This window comes from Glutamicibacter sp. 363 (genome assembly GCF_052379505.1).
Taxonomy (GTDB): Bacteria; Actinomycetota; Actinomycetes; order Actinomycetales; family Micrococcaceae; genus Glutamicibacter.
Genome location: NZ_JBQSYR010000016.1, coordinates 71,071 through 85,306, shown reverse-complemented (window position 1 = coordinate 85,306; position 14,236 = coordinate 71,071). Strand labels below are relative to the sequence as shown.

At 53.5% G+C, this 14,236-nt stretch carries 18 protein-coding genes; 16 read left to right on the top strand and 2 right to left on the bottom strand.

The annotated features are described in order from the left end of the window. Positions 1-138: 138 nt before the first annotated feature. From ACT3UA_RS11490 to ACT3UA_RS11420, 15 genes are all read left to right on the top strand, one after another. Positions 139-1,230, top strand: coding sequence for an FtsK/SpoIIIE domain-containing protein (locus ACT3UA_RS11490; RefSeq protein ID WP_444616542.1), 1,092 nt, complete (start codon positions 139-141; stop codon positions 1,228-1,230). A gap of 98 nt (positions 1,231-1,328) precedes the next feature. Beyond that, the gene (locus ACT3UA_RS11485; protein ID WP_444616540.1) at positions 1,329-1,697 is read left to right on the top strand and encodes a hypothetical protein; all 369 of its coding nucleotides are present in this window, start codon (positions 1,329-1,331) and stop codon (positions 1,695-1,697) included. Positions 1,698-1,813: 116 nt separating this feature from the next. Next, positions 1,814-2,644, top strand: coding sequence for a metal-dependent hydrolase (locus ACT3UA_RS11480; RefSeq protein WP_443452445.1), 831 nt, complete (start codon positions 1,814-1,816; stop codon positions 2,642-2,644). 114 nt (positions 2,645-2,758) lie between these two features. Further along, positions 2,759-3,271, top strand: a complete 513-nt coding sequence (locus ACT3UA_RS11475; RefSeq protein ID WP_443452446.1) for a hypothetical protein — start codon at positions 2,759-2,761, stop codon at positions 3,269-3,271. 169 nt (positions 3,272-3,440) lie between these two features. After that, positions 3,441-3,935 (top strand): hypothetical protein, encoded by a 495-nt coding sequence (locus tag ACT3UA_RS11470; protein WP_443452447.1) that lies wholly within the window; start codon positions 3,441-3,443, stop codon positions 3,933-3,935. A 173-nt stretch (positions 3,936-4,108) separates the two neighbouring features. Continuing rightward, positions 4,109-5,182 carry a DUF4192 family protein gene (locus ACT3UA_RS11465; RefSeq protein ID WP_443452448.1) on the top strand — a complete coding sequence of 358 codons (1,074 nt, stop codon included), beginning with the start codon at positions 4,109-4,111 and terminating at the stop codon, positions 5,180-5,182. 166 nt (positions 5,183-5,348) lie between these two features. Continuing rightward, positions 5,349-7,022, top strand: coding sequence for a hypothetical protein (locus tag ACT3UA_RS11460; protein WP_444616537.1), 1,674 nt, complete (start codon positions 5,349-5,351; stop codon positions 7,020-7,022). 12 nt (positions 7,023-7,034) lie between these two features. Further along, positions 7,035-7,850, top strand: a complete 816-nt coding sequence (locus tag ACT3UA_RS11455) for a hypothetical protein (RefSeq protein ID WP_444616535.1) — start codon at positions 7,035-7,037, stop codon at positions 7,848-7,850. Positions 7,851-8,011: 161 nt separating this feature from the next. After that, positions 8,012-9,094: a hypothetical protein gene (locus ACT3UA_RS11450; RefSeq protein ID WP_444616533.1), complete on the top strand. Its 1,083-nt coding sequence runs from the start codon at positions 8,012-8,014 to the stop codon at positions 9,092-9,094. A gap of 116 nt (positions 9,095-9,210) precedes the next feature. Further along, positions 9,211-9,513 carry a hypothetical protein gene (locus tag ACT3UA_RS11445; RefSeq protein WP_443452452.1) on the top strand — a complete coding sequence of 101 codons (303 nt, stop codon included), beginning with the start codon at positions 9,211-9,213 and terminating at the stop codon, positions 9,511-9,513. Positions 9,514-9,534: 21 nt separating this feature from the next. Continuing rightward, a complete protein-coding gene (locus tag ACT3UA_RS11440; RefSeq protein WP_443452453.1) occupies positions 9,535-9,708 on the top strand; it encodes a hypothetical protein in 174 nt (57 codons plus the stop codon). Between the two features lie 156 nt (positions 9,709-9,864). After that, on the top strand, positions 9,865-11,439 hold the full coding sequence (locus ACT3UA_RS11435) for a hypothetical protein (RefSeq protein ID WP_444616531.1): 1,575 nt from the start codon (positions 9,865-9,867) through the stop codon (positions 11,437-11,439). Between the two features lie 19 nt (positions 11,440-11,458). After that, positions 11,459-11,887: a hypothetical protein gene (locus tag ACT3UA_RS11430; RefSeq protein ID WP_444616529.1), complete on the top strand. Its 429-nt coding sequence runs from the start codon at positions 11,459-11,461 to the stop codon at positions 11,885-11,887. Positions 11,888-12,046: 159 nt separating this feature from the next. Next, complete coding sequence (locus ACT3UA_RS11425) at positions 12,047-12,403, top strand: hypothetical protein (protein ID WP_444616527.1); 357 nt, start codon at positions 12,047-12,049, stop codon at positions 12,401-12,403. Positions 12,404-12,443: 40 nt separating this feature from the next. Further along, complete coding sequence (locus ACT3UA_RS11420; RefSeq protein ID WP_444616525.1) at positions 12,444-12,740, top strand: Lsr2 dimerization domain-containing protein; 297 nt, start codon at positions 12,444-12,446, stop codon at positions 12,738-12,740. A 109-nt stretch (positions 12,741-12,849) separates the two neighbouring features. Here the strand turns inward: ACT3UA_RS11420 and ACT3UA_RS11415 are convergent, their stop codons facing one another. Then, entirely contained in the window at positions 12,850-13,065 is a 216-nt protein-coding gene (locus ACT3UA_RS11415; protein WP_444616523.1) for a hypothetical protein, read from the bottom strand. A 275-nt stretch (positions 13,066-13,340) separates the two neighbouring features. On the opposite strand from ACT3UA_RS11415, the gene ACT3UA_RS11410 reads away from it, so the two are divergent. Then, positions 13,341-13,556, top strand: a complete 216-nt coding sequence (locus ACT3UA_RS11410) for a hypothetical protein (RefSeq protein WP_444616522.1) — start codon at positions 13,341-13,343, stop codon at positions 13,554-13,556. A 59-nt stretch (positions 13,557-13,615) separates the two neighbouring features. On the opposite strand, the gene ACT3UA_RS11405 is transcribed toward ACT3UA_RS11410, so the two are convergent. Next, on the bottom strand, positions 13,616-14,074 hold the full coding sequence (locus ACT3UA_RS11405) for a hypothetical protein (RefSeq protein WP_444616520.1): 459 nt from the start codon (positions 14,072-14,074) through the stop codon (positions 13,616-13,618). Positions 14,075-14,236: the final 162 nt, after the last annotated feature.

The window sequence follows — 14,236 nt, the reverse complement described above, 5'->3', positions numbered from 1 at the left end:
CTCCGAGCCACCGAGCTACCTGCATTAGCTCACTGGCATTCGAGGACAAGCTTCTAACGCTGACGGCCAGCTTCTTCATGGTTCCTTTGTCGTGCCGTTGGATGCAGGGAGACCGCACGCAGGCAAAAGGAAATCGTCATGACTTCTCAACGCACGCGTAAACTTGCTTTATCCATTCAGGATGAATTGGGCATAAAGTACACCGAAGCACTCCGTAAGGCCAAGATTCAGATCGAGGAACGCTTGGCTCTTGCAGTCACTGCACCCTCTGCCTCACGAGCCACTGAGTTAACTGAGCGTCGCTTCCCACATGAAGGAACTTTCGGCTCTGGCCTGCCCTTGGGGCTGGACGAGACCTACGGCAACTTCGTGACTTGGAATTTCAAAGACAACGATCACCTCCTGTGCGTTGCGCCCACTGGCAATGGGAAGACCGTCTTTCTACAGAACCTTGCCTACAGCGCGTTGCGTTCCGTTCCCTCAGCCGAACTCTCGATTGTTTCTTTGAAATCGCCGGACGCTTTTAGGTTCGCTGACCCACATGCGAGAGGCGTAGCGCGTTCCATTGAAGATGCTGTTGCGCTCTTACGGGCGCTCAAGGATATGGCACTTGGTCGCCAGGAGTTGATATCGAACCATGGCGTTTCGTCTTTCCACGAGCTTCCCAGAAGCGTGCAGCAGACTTATGGGTTGGAGCTTCGTCGGCATATTCTAATCATTGACGAATTGTCCTCTCTGACTGAGGTAATTCCAGTTCCAGAGACACCCGAGCCTTTTGCCCCGTCTTCTGATGATCAGAAAATTATGGGTGAGAACGCTTGGCGCTCTGAGATGAACGAAATCTTGTCTTTCCTTGTGCGGGCGGGTCATTCGGTCGCGATTTCTGTTGCAGGGGCTACCCAGAGAATCCATTCGACCATGGCGCTAGAATTGGCCGACTACGTGCAGAAGTCGGCACGGCTCATCATGGGTCGTGTGCCCTCTAACGAAGCACATCTTCTAACGCTCAATCAGGCCGACCGACGACCATTCTTAGCCCCGATGAATGTAGGCCATGGTGCTTTCATTCCCTCTTCGGGTGAATCTGAGCAGGTTATGATGTGGCCTCCTCTTGACGATGAACAGATTGAATGGCTCGAATCCTCGCTACAGCCATTGAGTGACCGCCAGAGGCTCGATCTAGACGGGCACAGCGACTGGTGGATTGATCGCATGTCCTACGACGTTTAGGCCTCAGTTCGGATATTCATTTCCCTACCTCCCGGCACACCTTGAAGGCGTATCAACAATGCCCCGCGAAAAAGGGGCTGATGTGCTGGGAGGAACTAATGAGCACACTGTACCGGCCAATCTGCCAAGGCAAGACGCAAAAAACCACCGCTGAAGCTATTTATAACTACGTGGTGGCCAACCTGGAACGGTGGCTGGCCTCTAAAGGTGAGGTGGACGTGACGTTCCGGCTCGACGATTCAGCCGTGGCCATTCGGTTCCAACAGGGTGGCCTACGAGGCAACGTTCTGCCGGTGATCGCGCCGAAGAACCCGGCAAGCAAGGCCGAACCAGCCTTAGCTGGTTCTCTCGCTGACGGGATCGGAGAGGACTTCAAGGCAATTGACGGTAGCCTCGCCCGTCGCGTAGATGCCGTTAGGGCACTCAAAGTCGTCATCGGTCGCGCACGGCGCTGGCACAACGCCTAAGCGTTTGGGTGGGGCATTCCAACCCCATGAATGCTCCACCCTGTCCGTCTAGTCAGAAATAATGGAATTGATTGGCCTCGATCTGGTCATCAAAATAGAATTAAGGAGTTAAGCCTATGATGGGCGCTCACCATGCTGCCTGTGGCGCTGGTGCCTGGGTGGCTCTGACGAGCAGTGTAGAGATTCCACTCGACCTGATTACTGAGAAAATGGGTTGGAACCCTGTCACCCTGCAACTAGGGCTGGATTTGCTCGATGTACCAGGATTCGGAGTAGTCCTGGGCGCACTCATTTGCGCAGGATCAGCACTTCTGCCGGATGCTGACCATCACTCAGCGACTATCGCGCACTCACTGCCTCCCGTCTCAAACATCCTGTGCCGGGTGCTGGGCAAGGCTTCTGGCGGGCATCGGCATGGCACTCATTCGATCCTCGGCATCTTGTTTTTTACTCTGATCGCCATTGGAGCTAGCTTCGCCACAACGATTGTAGACGGCTGGGGAGCCGTGAATGTTGGTGCCGGCATCATGTCGGTCATCCTCATTAGCTTCGCCTGCAAGGCACTTCGGATCATCCCTGATTCTTGGCGTAAGTCTCCCTGGGGAATCGGCGTGGTCTTTGGTGCCCTGGTAGCGATCAATGACTTCGGGGAACCACGCTGGTTCGCGTACTGTGTCGCCCTCGGCGTAGTCGTTCACCTATTAGGCGACATGATGACCACAGGCGGATGCAACCTTTTGTGGCCTGCCACGTGGAAGCCACCAGCGGTAGTGCGTAAGACCCCGTGGCTGAACAAGTGCTGGATGGATAACGGCTACCTAGCTATCCCAGTGCTAGGAAATGCCGGTTCAATACGCGAATGGCTCCTACTAATACCGGTCTCCTTGTATGCGGTCATCGGAGTACTTCAAGCCTTGGTGGCCACAGGGCAATCGTATTTCCGCTAAAACCGGGTGCTTCAAGAAAAGTATTTGAACGCCCGTGACCGGAACGAAAGTTTCTGGGGGCTAGCTACACATTGGCCTTGTTAGTTCCCAAGACCTAGAAAGAGGCCAAAGACAATGCCCCTGTTTCAAACCGTTCTCCCTGAGAGCTTCACGGAGTCTGCTGACCCTGCCTTGTTCACGTGGCCAGTCATCCTGCTCATGTTCGGCGCAACTGTCGCGCTGTACCTCGCACCTTTACTGATCGGCTGGTTCATTGACTCGGTTTTCAGTAATCCTTCCGCAGGATGGGCTTCTAAGAGCATCAGCGGTCTGCTGTCGGCAATCAGTGTTTTCTTCGCGGTGGTACTGCCTATCCGGCTGATCGAGGGAGTTGAATACCCTAGTGACGCGTGGAGGCTCGCATTCGGGTTCTCCCTGATCGGACTCGTTTTCATCTGGTGGATGCACAAGATCACGGAGAATTCCCGCGTGAGCTGGATCATCGGCGGAAGTTATACCGGGTTGGTTCTGCTCACCGCGTTTTTCGTAAGCATGAGTATCCTGCTCAGTAATCTGGGTGCATACCTGGCTACTATCCCTGTGGGTCTGATCGTGGTTACCGCTCTGTTGATCTTCAGCAGGCGTTAGTCGCTTCTAGAGCTGGTGGACACCGGTCTGGCTGGCGGTGACCACCAGCTCTAGTCTTCATCCCGCGAACAGCCCGAATTTTTCTTCCCTGCGCACACATAGTGAGTGTTCGAGTTTCCCGACCTATGAAAGAGGTTGCCCGATGTTTCCAAAATTCGATGTTACGCCCATGCCCGTAGAGACCGTCGATACGAGTCTCACCTCATGGTCAAGCGTGATCATGATGGTTGGTCTGACCCTTGCCCTCCCGTTAATGGTTATGGCATTCAACTGGTTCATGGAAGTTGAGCCGTTCAGCCCTATCGCTAGGTTCTTCAGCAAGCTGGGATTCGGTGTGCTGTGCCTTTCCAGCGTTAGCGCTATTTTGGTCTTGCCGTTTGTCCTCATGAACCGGGCGGAGTCTGCCGGTGGCGTGTGGACGATGTTCATCATCTTTGTGATGATCGCATTTGTCTCCCGGTGGTTGATGAAGCAATCCGAGGTCGATGACTGGACTAGCTGGGTTATCTTTGGCGTGTTCGTCGTCTTGTGCTTCATCGGAGCCATCGTCATCAGCTTGTCGCTCCTGATTCAGTCCTTGATCGCTTCGGTTGTCCTGCTTCCGCTTGGAGTTATTCTCATTGTCGTAATTGCGTTCATGTCTCTCAGCCAACGCGCGAACTAGCTTCTGATTAGAGACGGCCACTGCCCCGCTAGGGTAGTGGCCGTTTCGTGTATCTGGAAGTCGTGCTGAATTTCCAAGAATGAAAAACGATCCAACAGGAAAGAAATTTTTCTTTCCTGCTGGCACACATTGGGGCTGTCCGAACAAAAGTTTCCTAATGAGAGGAACAGGCAGTGACCAACTTTGATCAAAACGAGAATCCCATCTCGTTGCGCGATGCTGAGAGCATCCTCGCCTACATCCCGCACGCACTTGGCTTTCAGCCTAAAGACTCACTGGTGCTCCTGATGTTTTCCGGCACCACGCTTGAAGCCACCATGCGCATAGACCTCTGCCACACGCAGAACAACATGAGCACCTGGGCTGACCAAGCTTCCGCCATGACACGTCGTCTGGACAGCATCACCCGCGTCATCCCTATCGTTTACGTTCCTGCCGGCGACCATGCTTCTAGCGCTCACTACTTGGAGCTCATGGACAAACTCGTAGAAGCTCTAGAGTCCTACGCTGTTGACGTGATCACCGCATATGGAGTGGATGACGAGGTGTTCGGGTACTCGGAAGATGAGTACATGAACGTGGATTTGAGCAACCTCAAGTTCCACCCTGTCAGCGTTCAACTAGTCGCCGGTGGCTCCGCGCCACAGCCGAAAACATGGAACGCCACTGACGTTCCACGGTGGGGGAACATCGACCGTGTTCGCGCTTTGGTCGCTGACGCGGAGTATCAGCTCCCGGATCACTTCGGCGCATGGATTGGAGTGCTACAGCAGGCTGACCCAACGACCATCCTCACGGATGAAGAGAACTGCGTGAAGCTCCTACACGGCCTGAACAGTAAGGTCGTGCGCGACATGCTTCCGGTCCTTGCAGGGCTGGGAGAACCCGCGATGAACCAGTTCTACGCAGAGGTGAGTTCAGGCGTAGAGAGTTGCTTTGCACAATTTCTGCTGGGCCAAGGTAATTTCACACCAAATTGGGAACGGATTGACCGGCTTGATGCAGTATTGCGTCTGCTCGTGGGTGGTGCCGAGCAAGATGAACGTCACGCGATCATGAGCTTGATCGCTTGGATCGAGTGGGCGCGTGGCCGTGGATCATTGGCGATGCCGTTGATTAGGCAATCCCTCTCTGAGGATGGAACCTACAGCCTGGCCAACCTGCTCAAGCGACTGATGAAGTCAGGTTTTGTTCCTGATTGGGTGGAAGATAAATATAGGGCTTGGCGACCGAATTTCCGCCAGTAGAGCCTAACCAAACTGGCATTGGTGGGGCAGGTGCGCAAGCTTAAGCACCTGCCCCACCAATTCATTTAGATTCCTGGTCGATGGGCAATTCCAGAACGTCCGCCAGAGCTGATAAAAATGAATTGGTACGACATTAAACTTTTGGAGCATTTTGATTGGATTTAGAATGCTCGCGTCCACAACCACTCTGGACGCTGAGCAAAAAATAATAGGAATCTTCGAGAACTGGTTCAGGTCTCGAAAATTCGACGATCTGCCCGCTTCAGATGCCCGAACGGAAAACTCCAAAGGACAGACCCTCCGGCATCAGTACCGCGTCATGGAGGACGGCACGAATGCCTACCGCTGGCTCCTTACCGAGGAATGGGAAAAAGCACACTGGCAAGAAGACGGGCTAGATCAAACCGCGCGCACACGCATCACAGTCACTTCTCAAGGCGACAAAGTGTGGGTGCTCGCAGACATACTTCCACCACTGGAAAAATCGCGCTACGGGGGCGACAGGCCACGTGATACGACTACGCCTGCTTTCATTCAGCCCTTGTTGAAAGCCGTTGATTTCCATGACGGAGATTCCCCCCTTTCTGCTGGACACTCGCTTGTCCGAACGGCGGAAGGACTAGACCTACTTCTCAACACCATCCAGGATGAGAACCGGCGCGGGATGGTTCTTGTCACCACCCCGCCAGAAGACCAAACCCCGGAACGCTGGCAGGGTACGGTTCATGACGTATTGAAAGGTATGCACGGGTTGACCAGCATCCATATGGTTGCCGGCGAAAAGCTCGACGCTTTCAACTCCTGGATGGGAAACGCCCACGGAATAGCGCCCGGAAGCATCAGAACCTACAAAGCCTCGGTTGACCTCGACAACCGGCTCGATGGGCATGCCCACCGGATCATGCAGAAGCACCGCATCTATTCGGAGGCTTCTCATCGTCTCAACCGTTTGCTTCGCCGTTCGCTCATCAAGGAGTTGGCCGGCGTTGAACTTCCCGACACTCTACGCCGTGCAGACCTTGAATTCCGCAAGCCTGTCCGTCACCGACAAGAATCATCGGTCTTTGAACAGGCCGTCGAAACAGTCAATCTTCAAAACGAAAACACCGAACTCAACGAACTGCTCGATGCCTCCGATACAGAGAACGCTGTACTTCGCGCGCTCACGGAGGAAATCGAGCAAAGCAACAGGGAACTGTTGGACGAAACTGACATTCTGAACTTCGAGATTTCTGCCAAACAGGATGAGCTAGACCGCGCTCATAGTGAAATCCAAAGGCTCAGGCACAAACTGTGGAGTACTGGCGATCAAGATGCGTACATCGAGCCGGCCCCAGAAGAACAGAGCGCTCCGCCCGAGAGCTTCGATGAACTTTTGAAACGAATGGTCGAATTGCCTGGTGTGCACTTCAGTGGCAATGAGGAAATTACCAGAGAACTGGACGATTTCAGCGATCTGGGCGAAAGCGTAGTCCAGAAAACTTGGGAAGTACTGCGCACTTTTGACGCTTATGCAAAGGCTCGAACCGGCAAAGAATTTGATGGTGGAATCTTCCAATACCAGCGGAATACCGAGCATGGATTCTACATGCGCATTAGACAGATCAGTGCCCAGGAATCAAACACGGTTCAGCAGAATGGCAAGATGCGCGATCAAAGGCTTTTTCCTGTGCCTGCTGAAGTTGATCCTTCAGGACAAATGCTCATGTATGCCCACGTGCCTTTGGCGACCAAGCGAGGTCGTTCCCCACGGCTCCATTTTGAAGACACCTGGGCACTCAATGGACAAATCACCATCGGGTATATCGGCCCGCACCTTGACAACAAATCCACGAACTGAGAGGACAGCACATTGGCACAACCATCGACCCAACCCACACGCACCCCAAAAGAACTGGTCGCGAAAGCGATCAAAGAGTGTAGTGAGCAGTCCTCTGAGTTCCGCATCTATCCTCGGGAACTAAGCCGGGAGACCTACGCGCTACTCATCTTTGCCTGCTCGGTACACTGCCCGATTGAGCGAGTTGCTGAAGAGAGATTCCGTGTGACCTCCATGACTGAGAAGGGCAAAACCTTCTCGATCAAAGAGGGGGATGACTTCCGTCGGGTATTCAAGCTCATGATCAAGGCCTTCCTCCCCGGCCCGGATCAGCGCATGCCCTACCTAAGACGATCTGAGCAGTACGCTGAGGCTTGCTTGTCCACCGTCGATGAAATGCAGGAGAATAGCGGTTCACTGCCACTGCTCTCCGATATTTTGCCAACACTCAACACGGAAGCTGGCTCCGACCAGGAAAGCACCGACGAGACCGCTGGTGATGAAAAGAAAGATCCACGGGATCAGCTTGACCCTCCGTCGTCGGCAGAGATACAAGCCAGCCTGCCTACTCCAACCGCTAAAGAGAACGAACCCTCGGCATTCGATGAGATGAGCGCCGAACAGAAGATCGACGCGATTCAACGAGTTCTGGGCATCACCAAGAAGACCCGTGAAGAGCAGGCGCAACGGGAAAAGACCATCATCAGGCTTACGGAACGGGTGAGTGCGCTCGAAGCTCGAACGGAGGAGCTGAAAAGGGAGAACGAAGAGGCGGAAGAAGCCAAGACCAAACTGCGCCGAGAGTACGACGACTACAAGCTCAAGGTTCGGTCAGTACTTCTCGACTAACTTCTTGAAGCACTGAAAGGGCGGGGCACTACGAATTTCGTGGTGCCCCGGCTGTTGTTTAATCCAGTTCGAGGAATGGGGCAGGAAAATATTTGTCGTACTGGCAGCACACAATAGAAGTGAACAACTACTAGCCCACCCGAAAGGTGCCGGAAAAACTAATGTCCGATATTCGCCAGAATTTGGCCAAGAGTCCTGAAATTCAGAACCTTTCGATTGATCCGCGGAGTGTCACTCAAATTGTCATTGATGCACGCCGTGGCACCTCAGAGAAGCCCTTGTCGCCTTGGCAACATCACACGCGCTGGTCAGCCAAGGATGCTGGCATCATGTGTGAACGTATGCGCGAGCTGTACCAATCGCCTTATGCATTACTGACTACGGCTGAGCTGATTTCACGGGGTAACTTCGTCTTCCCCCCCCCAGGTACTGATCCTGCGCGCAGTACTGCTCAAAGATACCTTGATTTCTGGGCTTCTGATGATGTTCTCATCGGCTTCCTGGATGACCCGACCGCCGATATGGTGCTTGCATCCAGCCTCAGCGCACCTCCTGGCGTGCTTCATGAAGACGAACTGATCGCACCACGTGGCATCGTCTTCTTCCAAAACCCGACCAGGATGTTCGAGGATATTTTCACCGACCTCCCGCCTGAGGAAATCGTTCCAGTGCGCGCAATTGCCTGGGAACTGCCTGTAGAGCAAGGGCAGAAATTGGTCTCGCTCACCACCTACTTTGATGGGTCGGAGCAGGTATTCACTGAGATTCCGTTCGAGGGCTATTCGGCTGAAGAACGTGCCCGGACTGAAGAATTCATCGCCAAAACAGCTTCTTATCTGAGCACTGGCCTGATCAATAATATCGTTCTAGACCTGGTTGAGGACGAACCAAAGACCAGCTCGCAGAGACTCATCAATTACCTACGCGCCCTGAATGCTATCTCCCAGTCACCCCGCACTAGCTCCATTACTAAGGCCGTGGCCGTCGCCAAACGCAAGAAAGGGAAGCGTACTTACACCAAGGAACGCCCAGTCACGATCATGTCACTGCACAAGCCTGAGACCGCACAGTATGAACTAGACGGCGTGCGAGGCACTGTCCAGCGTCAGCATTGGGTACGAGGGCACTGGCGCAAGCAGTGGTACGCCACTATGGAAGACCACCGCCTGAAGTGGATCGACGGTTTCATCAAGGGCGACCCGGAACTGGGAACAGTGAATGCGCGGAAAGTCACGAAGTTTTAACCCCTCCTGTCACACATGGAACGTATCGCCAGGATCTATTTGAAGAGGGGATGAAGGTTTTCCTGTCGGCACACAATTAGGCTGAAATAACGAACAACTCAAATTTAGGAGAAATCATGGACTACCCGGAGACCGCAACTCATGTAGTTAAATTCGATGACGGAAAAGTTGCTTGGTGGGATACTGCACTCGGCTACTTTGGAGGCGACGACGACGTAGTGGCCAACGCGATCATGTACGCCGTCTACGGATGGACTGTCCGCCTCGGCGCAATCAACGTTGGCGCTAACAAGACGACCCCACTAGGTATTGCTGGTGCACTGGCATCCTACGAGCCAGGGCGAGCGTTCTTCGTGGTGATACCCGAAGAGGTGGTAGAGCAGGCCTTCAGTAGTGAAGACGAAGAAATCAACTCGTAGTCCAGTTTTGGGGTGCCGAAAATGAAAATTCAGATTAGCCTGACCGTGGAAATTGACCCTGAAGCATGGGCCAGCTCCTACGGAATCGAAAAGCATGATGTACGCCAGGACTTTAAACGATGGGCAGTTCAAAAGATTCTTGAACATCCAGAAGGTCTGGTTTCACCAGCTCCGAAGAACGCTTCCACTGATTAGCGCTAAAGACTGGCCTCAACGTTCATCGTAAAATCGTTTGGTCTAGCTCTACGCTGGTTTGGTTTCCGAAGTTCCTTGACGATTTTTTGAGGACAGTTTTCGATATTTTTCTCCTGAATTCGCCACAGCCTCTATTTTTCGCATACATCTATAAGCATGGACAGAAACGATTCGTCATGGCGTGCACGGCAACCGAAAGGCACAAGTGCTGGTGGACAGTACGCCACCATGCGCTCCAATGAAGCCCGCATCAGCCTGATCAACAACAAGCATCAGATGAACCAAACCCTAACGAAGACTCTGAACGAGTTTGACGGCCTCATGGTCGACGGAGTGCTGACGGGTCGTGACGGCCAGTTTCAGGTCAATTTCATGTCCGCCAACGAGGATCAGCATCTCACTGACGGTTTGGCCATGCTCGAAGAAGAGGCGCGAAAACATGGATTCTTTGAGCTAAAGGTTCACCCCAACGCTTTGGAAGACTTTGACACCCCTGAACAGTCAGCTGGGTTCTTGAGTTCAGCCGGATACAAGTTCGATGGTCAGTCCTACGTGAAGGAACTGCGACAAAGACCAGCCGACATAGCTCCCGAGCCAGCGCCGGAGCCGGCACCTGTGAAGCCAGCGCCGGCACCGAAACCACCACGGCCTGATGTGGTGAAACCTTCTCCTGCCCCAGAGCCACCCCCTGCGCCAGAGACCAGCAGTGGAACGCTCTCGGAACGCGGAGTACCCACGGCGGAGATTACTGAAAAGAACTACGACGGTAGCGTTCCTGTTCCCGCTCATTTGACCGCTAAGTACCAAGAACTCATTCGCAACATCAATGACCCCCAGGGCGGAGAGCAGGGAGCTGTCGCTTTCGGTGCTCTACTAGCCAAGCGAGCGGACGTTCTAGCCGGGTTTGATGTTGAAGCAGAAGCAGAACGCCTTCGTAAAGACACCATGCGCATCCGCAATGAAATCAAAGACGGTCTGGTGGCTTCCCGTGGTCATGCAACCATGGACGGCATCTCATCTCGGTTGGAGTGGAGGGTAAAGTCGGCCGACCTTAGCGACCCGACTCTGAAAGTGAACAACACTAAACTGCGTGACGCGTACCGGCAGACGCTTGCGGAGATTCGACCAATGGGAGGCACGGCACAGACCGGTAAGCGTGCACAGAAGAAAGCCATTTCGTACCTGAACGAAGCAACCAAAAACTTCCCAACTGAATGGGTCGAACGCTCAAACACCCATGGAAACCCCCTGGTTCCCAAGATGAGCACCAGGCGCGCACACTACATTCCCGCACGGCTGAGCCAGGACGGGCTGACCGCTCCGCTCACTATGAACGAGGAAAGCTCCTATGTAGATGGGCAAGCCGGTGCGGTCGCCGTGGCCACGCATGAATTCACTCACCGGATGGAAGACGTAGTTCCTGGCATCTATCACCTAGAGAACCAATTCCGCACCAGGCGTACAACGTTGCCTAATGGGCGACTTGAACCACTTGTTCCCATCTATCGGCACACACCAAGAGAGAAAGCGCGCGTCGATCACTTCGCCAGCCGGTACATGGGCAAAGTCTATGGTTTCGGCGGGTATACCGAGATTATGTCTACAGGCACAGAGGCGCTGTTCGGTGGAGAATATGGCGGGTTGACGGGAATGAGCCGAGGCACATCTGCCGACAAAGACATGAGAAATTTCATTCTCGGTGTCCTGGGCGGGCATACCGTGAAGAACTAAGTAAAGGAAGGCGGCTTGAATGCCTAGACAACCGCGAATCTATTCAACTGCGGTAGACATTTCCGCGCGAACCCAAGGGGATCGCGTACAAGCATTGCTGGCGCTAGCCTACGAGCTTGAGCACGACGGCTCCGATCAGCGCATGTTTGCAGATGCCACCACGTTCTTCAGTGAGCAAGATCAGAAGCTCAGCAAATCGACTTGGTGGAAGGTTCGAAACTCTAAGTACCTGGTCACCTCCTATTCTTTCCTTTCCACCCTGGCTCGCTTCCTAGATGTGGAACCTCAAGTGCTCACCCGCGAGCACGCTGAGTTGCCGGTAGATATGGGGGAGGGGATGACAATGCTTCATGATGCCAAGGTTCGAAGGATCATAGATTTCGTGGAGCAACAGTTCGGCGCTGTAGATGACCAGACTCGCCTGAAGCTTACGCAGGCGCTGGGCTAAATATGTGCGCTGAGACGGGCCGTTCCTGACACTGGTTTGGGGCGCTCTCACGGTAGTGATTTGCCGTTTAAAGCCAGGCAAGAATGTTGTGCACGAGTCAACTCCCACAGACCGGCATGATGGGAATTGAGAAACAATCAACTTCTAAAAGGGGAGCCTGTGACCATGAATGGCGCGAGCGCACTAATTTCTACTTCTGTCAACGGAGGCGAGACCGGACAGAAGGTCGAGAGAACCTTCAACGAAATGTGGAATAGCGTCATCGCCTCTGATCCGCAGACCGAAGACGCAGTGTTCGTTGTCGGCCTCGCGTGGGTCATCCTGGCTGCCTGTGGCGCACTTTTCAGCTTGAAGAAAGGCTGGAAGAAAGCAGGCATCAGTTTGTTCTTCGCTGTTATTCCCGGCCTCTTTCTGATGTTCCCGCAACAGACTCTTCTAGCTTTCCTCGGGTTCCTCGGTTTCATTTGGGAATTCATCGGTCGCTTCGTAGAATTCGTCACAAACTTCAATTCTTAGTTCCTCCGGCCAACAACAGAAAGACTCACGGTTTTCCCATATGGCAATGATCCGAGTTTCCGACCTTAGCGGAAAGCGAGACGCAGAAGTCCTCCAATTCTCAGTTGGAGACGAGACTTTCGAAATTGACGTGACCTACGAAGAGAAAAGCGTCATGGAACAAACGTTGGGCAAGTTCCTGACCGTTGCCCGCAGAAAGCCCTCAAGCGCTAAGAATCTGCCGACACGGGCAATGGAGAGTAAAGCAATCAGGGAATGGGCTGAGGCCAACGGACATGACCTCAGCCCTCAGGGCCGATTGCCTAAGCGCATCATCGAGCTGTATCGGAATCGCTAGTTGAGAGTTTCTGAGACCGCCACTTTGACTGGTGGCGGTCTCTTGGTTTAAAAGGACTGGCCTCCCGTACCCTTGGTTGGGTGGGAGGCCTAGCTGGCAATGTGGGCGACTAGCAGTGGTCGAAACCGTAAGCCAGGTTGTAGAGACCGTTCACCAAGTTCTGCACGCCCAATCCAGCTTCGTGGCGTTGCTGAATCCTCTTCAGCTCTCGGTTGTACGTATCGACTTGTTCGTCGGCCCAAATCGCGCCATTCCAGCGTCTCTCACCGAAAGGCACCGGTTCAAAGCCGGTGATACCTGCTGGGAGGGTTGTGGTTTGTGCCATGGTGCTCACCTTTCAAAGGCTGGTGCTCTGTCGAGCGGTGCGCCTGTCCGGGTGACCGGCGCTCACTGACCATGTGTGTCTGGCGGAGAGAAGTTTTCGGCGTAGCGGGTCGCGCCTTTAGTTTCCCCATGGTTCTAGGACAAGCCCGTTTCTATGGAATTGCTGTGCGGTTGAGCGCCAACAGCGAGAAATAACCCTGACCCAAGGACATTCCAATTTTTCACTCGTAGGCTTCCAAGTGTGGAGGAAATATAACCACCGAAACGGAGGCACGAATGAACATTGATCTTAATAGGATTGACCACACTGAAGCCGTCTCTAGGCTGTCCTTGTTGGGCATAACCCGCGAAGCATTTGAAACCGCGCGAGGGCATGATGAAACCTTCCCGACTTCATACGACGTGCGGGAAAAGACTCCTGACAGCTGGGTGGCTTACTACGACTGGCCCGACTTGGAATCCTGGGCTAAGCGGTACATCGTCTCTCGCTAGACGCAAAAACAACGGTGGGTATCAATTTTGATGCCCACCGTTGTTGTGTTCAGATGAGGCTAACCGTCTTGGGCTTTCACTAGCTTCTCAGCTTGCAGTTCCATGTATATGTGGTGGTGTGCGTCTTCTTCATCGGTATCTGATTGTGCATGGGTGCGGATAACCCATGAAGCGTCCTCTGTTTTTCCCATGATTCTGAATAGGTCCGCCGAGGACTCAGCCTCTTTGCAGGAGGTCTTTTGCCATATGTCGTCTTCGACCCAGTAACGGGTGACTTCGGTGAACTCTTCGACGGCATCAAAAATTGGATCTTCAGTCAGCGTGTCGAGCTGAGTTCGAATTGACGTTATTGCATCTTTGGCTTTCTTCCACTTTTCGTCTGCGATCTGTTTGTCTTGGTCGCTGTAGTCTCCGAACTGAGCCTGGTAACCAAAGTCGCTTCTTCCTCGTTCGGCCATGCAAAGAACTTCTTTCAGCCCGTCTACAAGATCTTTCGAGAAGCGTAGGGTCAGTGCCATGAATGTTTCCGTTCTCGGTGGGCGGTTCTGTGTTGACCGCCGTGCACTCATAATGTGTGGCATTTGGGAACGTTTTCGTTGCGGATACGCCCAGGGTGCCAGATCGTTTCGAGAATTCTCTAAAGTTTTTTCGCCAAGAGTCGCCACACCTGCATTTTTTCG